The organism is Mesorhizobium sp. M3A.F.Ca.ET.080.04.2.1 (assembly GCF_003952525.1).
Taxonomy (GTDB): domain Bacteria; phylum Pseudomonadota; class Alphaproteobacteria; order Rhizobiales; family Rhizobiaceae; genus Mesorhizobium.
The window spans coordinates 1,640,355-1,655,751 of record NZ_CP034451.1; the positions used below are offsets into that span (position 1 = coordinate 1,640,355).

Annotated in this window: 13 protein-coding genes; 9 read left to right on the forward strand and 4 right to left on the reverse strand. The window is 64.4% G+C overall.

What is annotated here, in order from left to right; translation table 11 throughout:
* Positions 1 to 200 precede the first annotated feature (200 nt).
* The 5 genes from EJ074_RS08115 (at position 201) to EJ074_RS08130 (ending at position 3,835) form a co-directional block, all read left to right on the forward strand.
* Positions 201 to 542, forward strand: a complete 342-nt coding sequence (locus EJ074_RS08115) for a DUF2147 domain-containing protein (RefSeq protein WP_129552941.1) — start codon at positions 201 to 203, stop codon at positions 540 to 542.
* A 208-nt stretch (positions 543 to 750) separates the two neighbouring features.
* Positions 751 to 903 carry a hypothetical protein gene (locus EJ074_RS29645; protein ID WP_165349884.1) on the forward strand — a complete coding sequence of 51 codons (153 nt, stop codon included), beginning with the start codon at positions 751 to 753 and terminating at the stop codon, positions 901 to 903.
* 32 nt (positions 904 to 935) lie between these two features.
* A complete protein-coding gene (locus EJ074_RS08120) occupies positions 936 to 1,130 on the forward strand; it encodes a hypothetical protein (RefSeq protein WP_129552942.1) in 195 nt (64 codons plus the stop codon).
* 127 nt (positions 1,131 to 1,257) lie between these two features.
* Positions 1,258 to 2,718, forward strand: coding sequence for an AMP nucleosidase (locus EJ074_RS08125; protein WP_245454806.1), 1,461 nt, complete (start codon positions 1,258 to 1,260; stop codon positions 2,716 to 2,718).
* Between the two features lie 124 nt (positions 2,719 to 2,842).
* Entirely contained in the window at positions 2,843 to 3,835 is a 993-nt protein-coding gene (locus tag EJ074_RS08130; protein WP_129552944.1) for an endonuclease/exonuclease/phosphatase family protein, read from the forward strand.
* A 54-nt stretch (positions 3,836 to 3,889) separates the two neighbouring features.
* On the opposite strand, the gene EJ074_RS08135 is transcribed toward EJ074_RS08130, so the two are convergent.
* Positions 3,890 to 4,489, reverse strand: a complete 600-nt coding sequence (locus tag EJ074_RS08135) for a DUF922 domain-containing protein (protein WP_129552945.1) — start codon at positions 4,487 to 4,489, stop codon at positions 3,890 to 3,892.
* 116 nt (positions 4,490 to 4,605) lie between these two features.
* The gene (locus EJ074_RS08140; RefSeq protein ID WP_129552946.1) at positions 4,606 to 6,285 is read right to left on the reverse strand and encodes an electron transfer flavoprotein-ubiquinone oxidoreductase; all 1,680 of its coding nucleotides are present in this window, start codon (positions 6,283 to 6,285) and stop codon (positions 4,606 to 4,608) included.
* 251 nt (positions 6,286 to 6,536) lie between these two features.
* Here EJ074_RS08140 and EJ074_RS08145 point away from each other — a divergent pair, with 251 nt between their 5' ends.
* Positions 6,537 to 7,175, forward strand: coding sequence for a hypothetical protein (locus tag EJ074_RS08145; RefSeq protein WP_129552947.1), 639 nt, complete (start codon positions 6,537 to 6,539; stop codon positions 7,173 to 7,175).
* Positions 7,176 to 7,224: 49 nt separating this feature from the next.
* Positions 7,225 to 8,154 (forward strand): uracil-DNA glycosylase, encoded by a 930-nt coding sequence (locus EJ074_RS08150; RefSeq protein WP_165349885.1) that lies wholly within the window; start codon positions 7,225 to 7,227, stop codon positions 8,152 to 8,154.
* Between the two features lie 121 nt (positions 8,155 to 8,275).
* Here EJ074_RS08150 and EJ074_RS08155 read toward each other — a convergent pair whose 3' ends face one another.
* Positions 8,276 to 9,223 carry a DMT family transporter gene (locus tag EJ074_RS08155; protein ID WP_129552948.1) on the reverse strand — a complete coding sequence of 316 codons (948 nt, stop codon included), beginning with the start codon at positions 9,221 to 9,223 and terminating at the stop codon, positions 8,276 to 8,278.
* Between the two features lie 154 nt (positions 9,224 to 9,377).
* Between EJ074_RS08155 and pepN the strand changes: the two genes are divergently transcribed.
* Both pepN and EJ074_RS08165 read left to right on the forward strand, forming a co-directional pair.
* The gene (gene pepN / locus EJ074_RS08160; RefSeq protein ID WP_129552949.1) at positions 9,378 to 12,023 is read left to right on the forward strand and encodes an aminopeptidase N; all 2,646 of its coding nucleotides are present in this window, start codon (positions 9,378 to 9,380) and stop codon (positions 12,021 to 12,023) included.
* A 304-nt stretch (positions 12,024 to 12,327) separates the two neighbouring features.
* Positions 12,328 to 14,649: a PAS domain-containing sensor histidine kinase gene (locus EJ074_RS08165; RefSeq protein WP_129552950.1), complete on the forward strand. Its 2,322-nt coding sequence runs from the start codon at positions 12,328 to 12,330 to the stop codon at positions 14,647 to 14,649.
* 143 nt (positions 14,650 to 14,792) lie between these two features.
* Here the strand turns inward: EJ074_RS08165 and EJ074_RS08170 are convergent, their stop codons facing one another.
* Positions 14,793 to 15,266, reverse strand: a complete 474-nt coding sequence (locus EJ074_RS08170; protein ID WP_129552951.1) for a hypothetical protein — start codon at positions 15,264 to 15,266, stop codon at positions 14,793 to 14,795.
* Positions 15,267 to 15,397: the final 131 nt, after the last annotated feature.

Genomic DNA, 15,397 nt, shown 5'->3' on the forward strand with positions numbered 1-15,397 from the left:
AAATTTCGGCTCCCGGAATCAAGACTTCACTAACCACGAAAATCGAAGCCGCGATCGCCACTGGTTCATTTTTCGCCGCAAAATGCTGCAAGCTTCCGTGAGGGCACCGCTTTCGTTTCGGCGAGAGCTGCACTAGGTTGACGTTTGCGTAAAGGGCAGAGGCGGACTTGCCCCGCTCGAATCTACCGGGAGGACACACGATGTTTCGAAAACTGAGCCTGGCCCTGGGGGCCACCTTGATCATGGCTGGCGCCGCATGGGCCGATCCGATCGAGGGCAACTGGAAGACGCAATCCGGCTCGACGGCGGCGATCGCCGGCAGCGGCGCGTTTTCCATCACACTGAAGTCCGGCAAATATGCCGGCAAGACCATCGGCTCCTTCAAGGCAGCCGGCGACAACAAGTATACCGGCACCATAACCGATCCGGAAACCGACAAGACCTATTCCGGCAAGGCGACGATCTCCGGCACCTCGCTCAAGATGAGCGGCTGCGTGCTTGGCGGCCTGATCTGCAAGACCCAGACCTGGACCAAGCTTTAATCGACTCGCAAGCGATGATCTTGGAACGGGGCCCTGGCGGCCCCGTTCTTTTTGCCCGGCTCGCTGGCGGCCAGGGAACAACGGGCGCTGCCGCCGGCAAAGTGCACCCGGCAGCGTCAGCGAATTTTGAACGGCAGATGAATGCCGGTCTCAGAACAGGTTCAGCGGCATTCGGGCAATCTCTTCTCCATTGAAGGAGAGAGACCCAATGCTTGCGCGCCGCTTCACCATCGTCTGCCTATTGATGAGCCTGTTCGGCATGCTCTTCGCCGTCCTCGTCGCGCAGGCAGACCGGCCGGCACGCTCCTTTGAGGCTGCAGCTTCCTGCCGGCTGGGCTGCATGAACCATTTCAACCGCTGAACCGACCAACCCTCAAACGGGAAACAACGACCATGAACCGCATCGCTGCCAGCGCCATGACCACCCTCGGGCTCCTGCCGCGGGCGGCGCTCATCCTGATGCTGCTTGCCGCCCCGGTGCTGGCGGTGCCGATGATGCGCGCCGACACCGGCTCGACGATCGAAGCGCCGTCGCCAAGGAAAGCGGGCGTCGGCTTCGTGCTGCTGGTCAGCCTGCAGCGCGCATAGCCCTGACCGAAGAAAAATGGGCCATGGCCGAGCTTCGCGACGGCCTCCCCCTCCCAAGCGCTTCGCCAAATCCCTATATTGGGCCATGGAAAAGCGAATCTATCCCCAAGCCATCGAATCGGTCGTGATGCCTGAGCCCTTCGGCAGGCAGGATTTCCACGACGCCAAAAAGGCCGTAGCGGCGCTGCAGGCGCTTTATGACCGCAACACCAAGTTCCTGCGCGAGTCCTTCGCAGCGCTTGCCGCAGGCGGCGACGAGAGCAGGCGCTACCGCGCCTTCTATCCGCAGATCGGCGTCACTACCAGCTCGTTCACCCAGATCGACTCACGCCAGGCCTATGGCCACATGCCGACGCCCGGACATTTCGCCACCACGATCACCCAGCCGCAGCTGTTCGAAAACTATCTCATCGAACAGCTTCGCCTGATCATGCGCAATCACGGCGTGCCGGTGACCGTCTCGGAATCGACCACGCCGATCCCGCTGCATTTCGCCTTCCTCGAAGGCACCTATGTCGACGGCACCGCGGCCGAGCGCATCAAGCGGCCGATCCGCGACCTGTTCGACGTGCCGGATCTCGACGGCACCGACGACCAGATCGCCAACGGCACCTTCGAGGTGGCGTTCGGCGAACCAAGGCCGCTGGCGCCGTTCACGGCGCAGCGCATCGACTATTCGCTGCATCGCATGTCCCACTACACGGCGACCAGCCCGCAGCACTTCCAGAACTTCGTCCTGTTCACCAACTACCAATTCTACATCGACGAATTCCTCGCACGCGCCCGCGAACTGATGGAGAAGGGCGGTGGCGGCTACAGCGAATTCATCGAGCCGGGCAATGTGGTGACCAAGGCGGGCGCCGGCATGCCGAGCGAAGGCACGCCGCCTCCGCGGCTGCCGCAGATGCCAGCCTATCATTTGAAGAAGCCCGGCCATGGCGGCATCAGCATGGTCAATATCGGCGTCGGCCCTTCCAATGCCAAGACCATCACCGACCATATCGCCGTGCTTCGCCCGCACGCCTGGGTGATGCTCGGCCATTGCGCCGGCCTGCGTAACACGCAGGCACTGGGCGACTATGTGCTGGCCCATGCCTATGTGCGCGAGGACCATGTGCTCGACGACGACCTGCCGGTCTGGGTGCCGATCCCGCCGCTGGCAGAAATCCAGGTGGCGCTGCAGGAGGCGGTCGCCGAAGTCACGGGCCTTTCCGGCTACGATCTCAAGCGCATCATGCGCACCGGCACCGTCGCCACCATCGACAACCGCAATTGGGAACTGCGCGACCAGCGCGGGCCGGTGCAGCGCCTGTCGCAGTCGCGTGCGATCGCGCTCGACATGGAATCGGCAACGATCGCCGCCAACGGCTTTCGCTTCCGCGTGCCCTACGGCACGTTGCTTTGCGTCTCGGACAAGCCGCTGCATGGCGAGTTGAAGCTGCCGGGCATGGCGAGCGAATTCTACAAGCGGCAGGTGGCGCAGCATCTCACCATCGGCATCAGGGCGATGGAGAAACTGGCCGAGATGCCGATGGACCGGCTGCACTCGCGCAAGCTCAGAAGTTTTTCTGAGACCGCTTTCCAGTAGGAAAGCTCGACAGGACCTCGCGGTCTTGTTGGGGCCGCAATTTGGCCGATAAGCAGGCCGAACAAATGCCAGCGGCATTCGACAGACCACGAATTCGATGGCAACAGGCGGCGCGCGCTCGAACATGACGGCTGGGGTTCTGTTCCTGGCAATGATGGCCCTCTCGGCCGCGCTGCTGGCCGGGTTCTTCGGCACGCTGCACCCGGCGTTCGATTCCTTCTCGCATTTCCGCATTCATCTGAGCGTCTTGAGCGCGGTGCTTGCGTTGTCGCTGCTGGCCGGGTCGTACCGGCTGCAGGCGGCGGCAGTGCTGCTCTTCGCCATTGCCTCTTTCGCCACGACAACGAACGCGCTGCCCAGGCTGTGGCCGCAGCAGGCTGTCGCCAAGCCGAGCGACCGGATCGTCTATCGCCTGCTGCAGATGAACTTGCGCTTCGACAATCCGACGCCCAAGAAGGTGCTGTCGCTGATCGGCCGCACCAATCCCGACGTGATCACGCTCGACGAGGTGTCGGGCATGTGGGCGACGCAACTCGGCTACATCGCCAGCGCCTATCCCTATCGCATCCTTTGCGCCTATCCGAACGGCATCTTCGGCGTCGCGCTGCTCTCGCGGCGGCCGTTCGCGGTCGGCAGCGCGCCGCATTGCGAGCCGCGCGGCGCGATGGCGACGGCCACCATCGATTTCGGCGGCACCGCCGTCGACGTCGCCGCGATCCATCTCAGTTGGCCCTGGCCCCGCGAGCAGTATTGGCAGATCGGTGAATTGTCGGCACCGCTTGCCGCTCTCGGCGAGACCGCGATCATGGCCGGCGACTGCAACGCCGCGCCCTGGAGCGCGGCGGTAAGGCGCGTCGCCGCGATCGGCGGGCTGACCATCATGCCGTCTGCCGGACCGACCTGGATTCACAGAAAACTGCCCGACTTCCTGCGCCGTTTCACCGGCCTGCCCATCGACCAGGTGTTCAGCAAGGGCCGGGTGACGATCCACTCGTCGACGCGGCTGGAAGGTGCCGGCTCGGACCATCTGCCGGTACTGGTAGAGTTCTCGCTGCGCCCGGACGACGAGCAGCGCGAGGACGCGCACAAAACCGCGCTTGCGGCGCTCGCTCCGTAGCGAGCTCGCGAAACCGCGGGTCTCCAGTCTGCATCGAGTCTCTGCGTTGCAGCGTTAAGGCTTGATCAGAGCATCAACCAGGTGCTCGACATGGCCGCCGTCACGGTGCTCGCGTGCGTCGAAGGCGTTCTGCTTCGCCTCATATTCGGCATAGAAGGAATTGATCCGGCGCCGCGCTTCACGACGCGTGCCGGTGCAGAACCAATTATCGGCCCGTTCGAGGTTCCGGATCGATCTGGCGGTGGCCGCCATCATGCGCCTGGCTATGCGGCCATGCGTCTCCTCATGCGCGCGAACGCCGGCGAAGAACCGCTTCCAGCGGCGCTCGAGCGCGCGAGCGGCCGGCGATGCCAGACGCGGATAGGTGTAGGTCAGGTCGAGCACGCCGTCGACCTGCCGCAGACGACAGACGCCATCGGTCCGGCTCGTGCTGAGGTGCCATCTCACCGTATAGCTCGTATCCGCAATGGCGCGCGTCATGAAGCCGTGCTTGGGACCGTTGCGATCCATCGCCTCAACGAGAGCAGCACCGGTTGCGCCGGTGATGTTGTATGTTCGCGTCTTGATCAGCAGCTTGGTGTCGGCCGTGGCGACGGCGGCGCTGCCGCATAGCGCGCCGATCGCAACCAGAATTGCGAAAATTACCACGCGCATGGCCGCTTCTCCATCTGGAGAAGGGAACCACAGCCCGCTGCCCATTTCAACGCTTTAACGCGCCTTCGCCGGCTTCCCATTGGGCGGCTGTCGAGACGGTCCGCCCCGGCGCGCAGCTACATGCCTTGGTAGACCGGGCCTTCGCCGCCCTGCGGCGGCACCCAGTTGATGTTCTGGTTCGGATCCTTGATGTCGCAGGTCTTGCAGTGCACGCAGTTCTGCGCGTTGATGACGAAGCGAACGTCCTTGGCGGACGGATCGGCGGCGGCGTTGCCGTCCTTGTCCACCCATTCGTAGACGCCGGCCGGGCAGTAGCGGGTCGAGGGACCGGCAAACACATCGTGTTCGGAGCGCTGCTGCAGGCCCATGTCGCCGACGATGAGGTGCACGGGCTCGTTTTCCTCATGGTTGGTGTTGGACAGGAACACCGAGGACAGCCGGTCGAAGGTCAAGATCCCATCCGCCTTCGGATAGACGATCCTGCTGTGCTTCGAGGCAGGCTCGAGCGTCGCGGAATCCGCCTTGCCATGCTTCAGCGTGCCGAAGGGCGAGAAGCCGAACAGCGTGTTCAGCCACATGTCCAGCCCACCAAGACCGACACCGACGATGGTGCCGAAGCGCGACCACAGCGGCTTGACGTTGCGCACCTTCTTCAAGTCCTTGCCGATATCGCTGCCGCGCCAGGCTGCTTCATAGGCGGCGAGCTCGTCATTGGCGCGGCCGGCGGCAATCGCTTCGGCGACATGCTCGGCGGCCAGCATGCCGGAGAGCACCGCATTGTGGGAGCCCTTGATGCGCGGCACGTTGACGAAGCCGGCGGCACAGCCCATCAGGACGCCGCCCGGGAAAGAAAGCTTCGGCACCGACTGCCAGCCGCCCTCGGTGATGGCGCGCGCGCCGTAGCCGATCCGCTTGGCGCCTTCGAAGGTGCCTTTGATCGCCGGATGCGTCTTGAAGCGCTGGAACTCCTCGAAGGGCGAGAGATAGGGGTTCTTGTAATTCAGGTGGACAACGAAGCCGACGGCCACCTGGTTGTCTTCGAGATGGTAGAGGAAGGAGCCGCCGCCGGTCTTCATGTCGAGCGGCCAGCCGAAGGAATGCTGCACCAGACCCGGCTTGTGGTTCTCAGGCTTGACCTGCCACAGTTCCTTGAGGCCGATGCCGAACTTGGCCGGCTCGCGGCCGTCGGCAAGCTTGTATTTCGCGATCAGCTGCTTGGCTAAAGAGCCGCGCGCGCCTTCGCCGATCAGCACATATTTGCCCATCAGCGCCATGCCCGGCGCATAGGCCGGACCATGCGTGCCGTCCTTATCGACGCCCATGTCGCCGGTGATGACGCCGGTCACCGCACCGGCGTCGTTGTAGACCAGGCTCGCCGCGGCAAATCCCGGATAGATCTCGACGCCGAGCGCCTCCGCCTTGGCCGCCAGCCAGCGGCAGACATTGCCGAGCGAGACGATGTAGTTGCCGTGATTGTTCATCAGTGGCGGCATCAGAAAGTTGGGCAGGCGGAAGGAGCCGGCGGGACCGAGCACCAGGAAATGATCGTCGGTCACCGGCGTCTTGAAGGGATGGCCTTCCTCCTCGCGCCAGCCCGGCAGCAGGCGGTCGATGCCGATCGGATCGACGACGGCGCCGGACAGGATGTGGGCGCCGACCTCGCCGCCCTTCTCCAGCACGACGACGGAAAGCTCGGGGTTGACCTGCTTCAGGCGGATCGCGGCGGCAAGGCCGGCGGGACCGGCGCCGACGATCACCACGTCGAATTCCATGCTCTCGCGTTCGATATCGCTCATCGACCCCTCACTGGCTTGCCTTTGCCGGGCATCTTGCTGGCTCCTGTGCTGCATAGCGCATCAATTCGCGACGCGAAACCGGCGCTGATGTGACAATGCCGATTTCGACAAAAAGTCGCGGACTCGCCCGCCGGAGGCCTTTCGCGGACCGCAAGGAAAAGCATCGGTCATGCCGGTTCGGTTGCAAGGGGAACTGCCTGGCGGACGTTTTTAATTGTTCGGCGGCTTGCTTATCGGCAATACTTGGTCTCATGCGCACTCCCGAGCCATCCGGCTTTTCATCGAAGCGCTTTCTCTTCACGCCCAGCGTGGTTTGCCGCGCGGTTCTTCCGCTTCTCTTATCGATTGCCCCGGCACAGGCCGATCAGCAGAAAGTATGGGCGACCGGCGCCTACTCCTTTTCCGACGAGCTTGGCGGCTTCCGCATCACCGGCGCTTCGGGCACCGGCACCAAGGACGACCCCCTGGTCATCACCGAGGAATTGAACTCGGCGACGCCTGTCACGCTGACCATCCGCGCGACGAGGCCGATCGAGGCCTTCGGCAGGGCGGGCGACTTCGCCAATGGGGTGATGTACATGCGCATCGAGGTGCTGAACAACAGCGCCCAGGCCTGGGTCGAGTTCCAGTTCGAACTGCAGGAGATACTGGATCAGCCGAGCGTGTTCGGCGACGGGCTTTCGTTCGACCAGCGCAACAAGCGGCCCGACAATATCGTTTCAAGCAACTTCGCCGATTTCGACCGCCAGTTCGAACCCTACGACCGGCTCCTGTTCAAGAACGGCAAGGTCGATCCGCTGAAGACGGCGAGCTTCGAATTCCTGGTCACCGACTACACGCCTCGCTGGACGTTCTATCTGGTGCAGGACCCCCGCATACCGACCGGGTAGAGTGTCGACGAGGTTGCAAATCGGCGCGGCGCGGACGATGGTGGCGCCCATGACTGCCGCCTCCCCCAGCAATCCGATCGACATAGCCGAACTGCTCGCCTTCTACGCCAGCGCCGGCGCCGACGAGGCGCTGGAAGACGCGCCCATCAACCGGTTCGCGGAGGCGCGGCCGAAGCAGGCCGAGCGGGCACCGGCTCCAACCGCGCCCGTCCGGGAAAGCAGGTCCCAGGCAACACAGGTGTCCGATGCGGCCCCCGACGCGGGCCGGCCGCCGGCGCAGCCGGCGCCGCCAGCCAGGCTCGACGCGAGCCGGGTGCCGGATGCGCCTGCTCGTCCCCTGGCCGCCACTGCCGCCGTGCCCGACGAAGGGCAGGTGCTGCTCGCAAGACAGCTGGCGGCGGATGCTTCGAGCCTCGACGAGTTGCGCCGGCACATGGCGGCTTTCGACGGCTGCAACCTCAAGTTCACCGCCAAGAACCTGGTTTTCGCGGACGGCAATCCGAACGCCGACCTGATGCTGGTCGGCGAGGCGCCGGGCCGCGACGAGGATCTCGAAGGTTTGCCCTTCGTCGGCCGGTCCGGCCGGTTGCTCGACCGCATGCTGGCTGCGATCGGCCTCGACCGCAACTCCGCCTACATCGCCAACGTCATTCCCTGGCGGCCGCCGGGCAACCGCACACCGACACCGCACGAGACCGAGATCTGCCGACCGTTCATCGAAAGGCAGATCGAACTGGTCAATCCAAAGGTGCTGGTCAATCTCGGCGGACCTTCGGCAAAGACGCTGCTCAACACCACGGACGGCATCCTGCGCCTGCGCGGCAACTGGCGCGTTCATACAACCGCCTCCGGCATTGCCATTCCCGCCATGCCCACGCTGCACCCGGCCTATCTGCTGAGGACGCCGGCGCACAAGAAGCTCGCCTGGCGGGACTTCCTCGAGGTGAAGGCGAAGCTGCGGGGGCTGGCGATTAGCTGATCTCCCCCCTCGTGGGGATGGCGCACGCGCCAGCGCATGAGCCAGTTCTTTCCGGCCGACGAGCAGGCGCGGGCGGTCTGGTGCGGCTGACGAACGAGCGCGCGGCCGTAAGCTCCTAGGTTTAACCCTGCGGCGGCGTGGCTCTTCTCGTGCGCGTGCGTTCCAGCCCGAGCTGCCGCTCGCGCCAGATGATGAAAATGCCGGCGGCGACCACGATCGCGCCGCCGATCAGGGTGTTCAGCGATGTCACGTCGCCGAAGACGAAATAGCCGACGACGACGCCCAGAATCATCGACGTGTATTCGAACGGCGCCACGACGGAAGCCTCGGCATGGCGGTAGGCGGCAGTCATCAGGATCTGGCCGAGCCCGCCGCAGAAACCCGCCATGACAAGCAGCGCTGCCTGAACAGGGGTCAGCACCTGCCAGCCGAGCGGAATGGTGAGCAACGAGAGCACACTTGCGGTCGACGAGAACCACAGCACGATGGTCGCCGTCTTCTCGGTCTGCACGAGGTTGCGCACCAGAAGCATGGCGACGGCCGAGATCGCGGCAGCGATCAATGCCGCCATCACGCCCAGCACTTCCTGGTCGTCGAGCGCTGTGTCGGAGCCCAGCAGCGTCAGTTCAGGCCAGGAGATGATGAGCACGCCGACAAGGCCGACGGCGACAGCGCTCCAGCGATAGACGCGGATGGCCTCGCCGAGGAAGACGGAGGAGAACACGACCACCAGTAGCGGCTGGGCATAGTTCAGCGTGATCGCCTCCGGCAGCGGCAGCCTGGTGAGCGCGAAGAAGCCAAGCCCCATGGCGCCGACGCCGACGAGGCCGCGCGCGATGTGGTTGAAAGGCCGTTTCGTGGCGAATGCGGTGGCCAAATGTCCCCTGAGCGCCAGGAAGGCGATGATCGGGAAGATGGCGAAGAAGGAGCGGAAGAACACGATTTGCCCGGCGGGCACGTCGCCGGCCGACTTGATGCAGGTTTGCATGCCGACGAACACCGCCACCGAGACGATCTTCAGCGCGATGCCTCGCAGCGTGCTGTGATTGCCGGCGTGATCGACGGTCATCCTGCCTCGTGACGATGGTCGGAAAACGAAGCCCAGAAATAGACCCCGGCGCAGTTTTGTCGAGTGACCGTTTCGTGTAAAGAGCGCCCACGCTGAAATTCTTGGACCAGCAACGCCCGCTGTCCGCCCGAAAATCGACAGGAAAAGCACCGGAATGCGCACTGATACCGGCCATGTCTTCAGGCTCGAAGACTATCGCCCCAGCGATTACCTCATTCCGCGGACCACTCTCGATTTCCGCCTGTCTCCGGATGCGACCCGCGTCACTGCCATGCTGACCATCGAGCGGCGCGCAGGCGTCGCGGCCGCCGCGCCGCTGGTGCTCGACGGCGACGGGCTGACGCTGCTCGGCCTAGCCATCGACGGGCGTGCTCTTGCACCTTCGGACTATGCGTCGACGCCAGACCAATTGACGATTGCGAAGCCGCCCGCGGCACAACGCTTCGAGCTTCGGCTCGAGACCGAGATGGCGCCGGCGCGCAACGAAGCGCTGATGGGCCTCTATCGCTCCAACAACGTCTATTGCACGCAATGCGAGGCCGAGGGTTTTCGGCGCATCACCTACTTCCTCGACCGGCCCGACATCCTCTCCGTCTACACGGTGCGCATCGAGGCCCCGCAGAACGAGGCGCCGCTGCTGCTCTCCAACGGCAATCCGGTCGAAAGCGGTGCGCTTGACGGAGGCCGGCATTACGCTGTCTGGCACGACCCCTTTCCGAAACCCTGCTATCTCTTCGCGCTGGTGGCCGGCGCGCTCGGCAAAGTGGAGGACAGCTTCACAACGCTGTCGGGTCGCAAGGTCGAGCTCGGCATCTATGTCGAACCCGGCAAGGAGCGGCTGGCAGGATACGCGATGGACGCGCTGAAGCGCTCGATGAGATGGGACGAGGAAGTCTTCGGCCGCGAGTACGACCTCGACGTCTTCAACATCGTCGCCGTCTCCGACTTCAACATGGGCGCGATGGAGAACAAGGGTCTCAACATCTTCAATGACAAATATGTGCTGGCCGATGAGGAGACCGCGACGGACGCCGACTTCGCCAATATCGAGGCGATCATCGCGCATGAGTATTTCCATAATTGGACTGGCAACAGAATCACTTGCCGCGACTGGTTCCAGCTCTGCCTGAAGGAGGGCTTGACCGTCTACCGCGACCACGAATTCTCGGCTGACCAGCGCTCCCGGGCGGTCAAGCGCATCGCCGAGGTGCGCACGCTGCGCGCGCATCAATTCCCCGAAGATCAGGGGCCGCTGGCGCATCCTGTCAGGCCGCGCCGCTACCGCGAGATCAACAACTTCTACACGGCGACGGTCTACGAGAAAGGCTCAGAGGTGGTGCGCATGATCCGCACCATTCTCGGGCCTGAGGCCTTCCGCGCCGGCATGGATCTCTATTTCGAGCGTCATGACGGCGAAGCGGCGACGATCGAGGATTTCCTCAAAGTGTTCGAGGACGTTTCCGGCCGCGACCTCGCGCAATTCGCGCTCTGGTACCATCAGGCCGGTACACCGAACCTGACGGTGAGTTCCTCCTATGACGCCAGCGCCAAGGCGTTCACGCTGGAGATCGAACAGTCGGTGCCGCCGACACCATCGGAGAGCCGCAAGCGGCTGATGCATATCCCGCTCGCCTTCGGCCTTGTCGGCGCTGGCGGCAAGCCCGTCGCCTGGCAAGGCGCCGACGGTGCGGTCGTCGAGGACGGTATCATCCATGTCCGCAAGCGGCGGCATACCTTGCGCTTCTCGGGCGTGGTGGAACGGCCGTCTCTATCGCTCAACCGCGGCTTCTCGGCGCCGATCACGCTCTCGGTGCAGCAGAAGCCGGACGACCAGTTCTTCCTCGCCGCCCATGACAGCGACGCCTTCTCGCGCTGGCAGGCGTTCAACACGCTGCTCACCGACGCCCTGATCGCGGCCTTCCGCCAGGTGCTGGGCGGCAAGGAGCCGGCATTCGCGGCGCGGCTCGCCGAACTTGCCGGCAGGATCGCCGGCGACGAGACCTTGGAGTCTGCCTATCGCGCGCTGGCGCTGTCGCTTCCCGGTGAGGCCGACATTGCCCGCGACATCGGCAAGGGAATCGATCCCGACGCGATCTTCGTCGCTCGAGAGGCGCTGGCCCGCACCATCGGCAAGGCAAACCGCGAGACCTTCTCCGCGCTCTACGGTAGCCTCGCCGACGACGGACCGTTCAGCCCCGACGCGGCGAGCGCGGGCCGCAGGGCGTTGCGCAACATCCTGCTCGATTATCTTTCGCTGCTGCCCGAGGGCGCGGCGCTTGCCGCCGCCCATTTCGGCACGGCAACCAATATGACCGACCGCGCCGCGGCGCTCACCGTTCTGGCGCATCGCCATGCCGGCTCGCCGCAAGCGCAGGAAGCGCTGGCGAGCTTCGAAACCAAGTATCGCGGCGATGCGCTGGTGCTCGACAAATGGTTCCAGATCCAGGCCGGCGTGCCTGGCGCAGAGACAGTCAACAAGGTGCGCATGCTGATGCAGCATCCGGCTTTCTCGATCGCCAATCCGAACCGGGTGCGCGCGCTGATAGGCACCTTCTCCAGCGCCAACCAGACCGGCTTCCACCGCGCCGACGGCGAAGGCTATCGGCTCTTCGCCGAGATCGTGCTCGAGGTCGAGAAACGCAATCCGCAAGTGGCCGCAAGGCTGGCGACGGCGCTGCGGTCCTGGCGCTCGCTGGAGCCCGGACGGCAGGACCAGGCGCGGCAGGCGCTGCTGACGATGGCGAAGGCCGAGAACCTGTCGGCCGACTTGCGGGACATCGTGGAGCGGACGCTGGCGTAGCGCCCTCTCCTTCTCCCGTTGTGGGCCCTTTGTGGGAGAAGGTGGATCGGCGCGCAGCGCCGAGACCGTGAGGGGTGTTGGACGGAATGAGGCGTCGGTGTTTCCTGGAACCCCTCATCCGCCGAGCTTTGCTCGGGCACCTTCTCCCACCAGGCGAGAAGGAAAAGTCGCAATTTCAATCAACTTTTAATCTTTTTTGGCCGCGCCTCTGGACAAGGCGAATCACCTTTGATTCTTTAATGACGATTCGGACGTGCGGCGTAGCCGGATCGTCAAGTATGCGGCAAATCGGGGAGTGCCATTTATGGCCAAGACGGACGCGTGGGGCGCGCCCGGCGGGAAGGTTTTTGCGCGTCGCGAGGCGAGGCGCGATGGGCTGGCCGGCAACACGCGTCTCATCGCCGAACCGGCCTACCAGCGGCTGCTGGCGGCCGAGCCGTTGCTGCGCCGCCTGATCCCGGCACTGATCATCATCTTCCTCGTCGTCATCGCGGCGCTTCGCGTCCTGTCGCTGATGAACGAGCGCGACGACGTTGCGCGCAACGCCAAGGCGGTGCTGGCCTTGGCTGCGGACCAGATGGCCCATGCGATCACCGCCGACCCGAGCGCCGCCGCCGCCACGGCCATGGATCTCCTCGAAAGCACCAGCCGCCAGGGCGCCATGGGCCGCAGCCATGTGCTGGCCATCACCGACGACGCCTTCAAGATCATCGCCGTGTCGCCCCTGTCGACAGGCTGGCAGGGGCGCTCGCTCGACAGCCTCGTGCTCGGCGGGCAGCCGCTGTTCATGTTCGGCAACCGTGCCGGCGTCATGAATGTCAGCATTGGCGGTCAGGACTGGTTCGCGGCGGTGAGCCTCTCCGGCAGCCGCAAGAACGCCGCGGCGGTGCTGGTGCCGAAGGAGGCCGTCTTCGACAGTTGGCGCAAGACGGTGTCGCTCAACGTCGCGCTGTTCGTGCTGACGGCCGGCGTGCTGATCATCATCCTCTATGCCTATTTCGGCCAGGCGGCGCGCGCCCAGGCCGCCGACCGCATCTATCTCGAGGCGCATCAACGCATCGACATGGCGCTGGTACGCGGCCGTTGCGGGCTGTGGGACTGGGACATGGTGCGCGGCAAGATGTACTGGTCGCGCTCGATGTACGACATGCTTGGCTACGAGCCCTGTGACTCCATGCTGTCCTTCGGCGAGGTCGACGAGATCATCCACCCGGAAGACGGCGATCTGTTCGAGCTCGCCAACCGCATCGTCGAACGCGAGATCGACCATATCGACCAGGTGTTCCGCATGCGCCATGCCGACGGCCAGTGGGTGTGGATGCGCGCGCGGGCGCAAGTGATCGACCCTGAGGCGCCGGAGATCCAGCTGATCGGCATTGCCGTGGACGTCACCGAGCAGCGCCATCTGGCGCTGCGATCGGAGGCGGCCGACATGAGGCTGAGGACGGCGATCGAGAACATCAACGAGTCCTTCGTGCTGTGGGATGCGGCCGAGCGGCTGATCATGTGCAACTCCAAGTTCCAACAGGACAACGGTCTGTCGGATCGTGACGTCCTGCCGGGCGCCGCCCGCGCCGTGCTGGAGGAGCGCATGCTCGCCTTTGCCTCCGAGCGCCGGCTGGCCAATGCCAACGGCCCGCATGGCGGCGTGACTCTCGAGCGCCAGCTATCCGACGGGCGCTGGCTGCAGGTCAACGAGCTCAGGACAAGGGATGGCGGCATCGTGTCGGTCGGCTCCGACATCACGCAGATCAAGCTGCATCAGGAAAAGCTGGTCGACAGCGAACGCCGCCTGATGGCGACGATCCACGATCTCAGCCTCGCCCGCCGGGCCGAGGAGGAGCGCGCCAAGGAGCTGGTCGAGCTCAACCGCAAATACATGAAGGAGACCGAGCGCGCCGAGGCCGCCAACCGGGCGAAGTCCGAATTCCTTGCCAACATGTCGCACGAGCTGCGCACCCCGCTCAACGCCATCATCGGCTTTTCCGAGCTGATGGAGCAGCGTCTCTTCGGGCCGCTCGGCTCGCCGCGCTACGAGGAATATGCCAGCGACATCAACGGCAGCGGCAAATACCTGCTCGGTGTCATCAACGACATACTCGACATGTCCAAGATCGAGGCCGGCCAGTTCTCGCTGGACCGCGAGGAGATCGACCTCTGCCCGCTGATCAAGGAGACTGTGCGGGTCATCTCGCTGCAGGCGGCGGAAAAGGCAATCACGGTGGATACGCGCATCGCCGACTCCATGCGGCTCTATGCCGACCGCCGCGCGATCAAGCAGATCGCCATCAACCTTCTGTCCAACGCGGTAAAGTTCACCGGCCAGGGCGGCCGCATCACGGTCCGCGCGCGCAATGCGTCGGGGGCGCTGGTACTCACCATCGAAGACAATGGCTGCGGCATTCCGAAGGCCGCACTGGGCAAGCTCGGCCGCCCCTTCGAGCAGGTGCAGAACCAGTTCTCCAAGAACCACACCGGCTCCGGCCTCGGCCTCGCCATCTCGCGCTCGCTCGCAGAGTTGCAGGGCGGCGCGCTGAAGATCCGCTCGACCGAAGGCGCCGGTACCATCGTATCGGTGCGCATCCCGCTGAAGAAGTCGCCGCCGTCGGTGAAGGCGGCGGCTTGAGCTTGAGGAGCCGGCATGAGGCCGTCTCTGCGCGACCGCATCCTAGAAGCGCATACGCGCCGCGCGCTACGCCGGGTTCAACGGACGAATAGCCAGGCGAGCAGTTCCGGCGACGGTCAGGCCGCCGGAACCAAGCCGTCAGATCACTGCATGCTGTCATCACCGCCACCCCATTGGGGGTGGTGGCCGAAGCGGCCCATCTTGGGCAGTTCGCCCTTCTGGATCTTGCCGTCGTTGTTCTTGTCGAGCAGGGTGAACATTTTCTTCTCGCGGCCGGTGATGTCGTCCGCGGTCAGCGTGCCGTCGCCCTTGCTGTCGTAGCGTTCGATGATGCGACGGGCCATGCGCTCGTAGCGTGCCTTCTCCAGCGCGTCCGCCAGTTGGGCGACGGTGAGCTTGCCGCCATTCTCGGCAACAAGCTTTTTCAGCCGCGAATCCATGGCGTTCGAAAACTGATCGAAGGTTATCGTGCCATTGGAATCCCTCATCGCCTTGTCGAGGCGCATCATCATGCGCTCACGCATGCGGTCGCCGCCGGCGTTCTCGGCATAGGCGGTGGTGCCGACAGCACCGGCCAGCGCTACGAAGGCAAGGGCAAATTTGATGGACTTTCTCATTGGTCTTCTCCTGTTGCATCGTCACCCCCGATGCCAGGACGGCAACCTTTCATTTTGATTCAGGCAGCCGTCCTATCTCTTTGTGGGAACATCGGATTTTCGCGAGCCAGCTTCCGCTTGCGGACCCGATG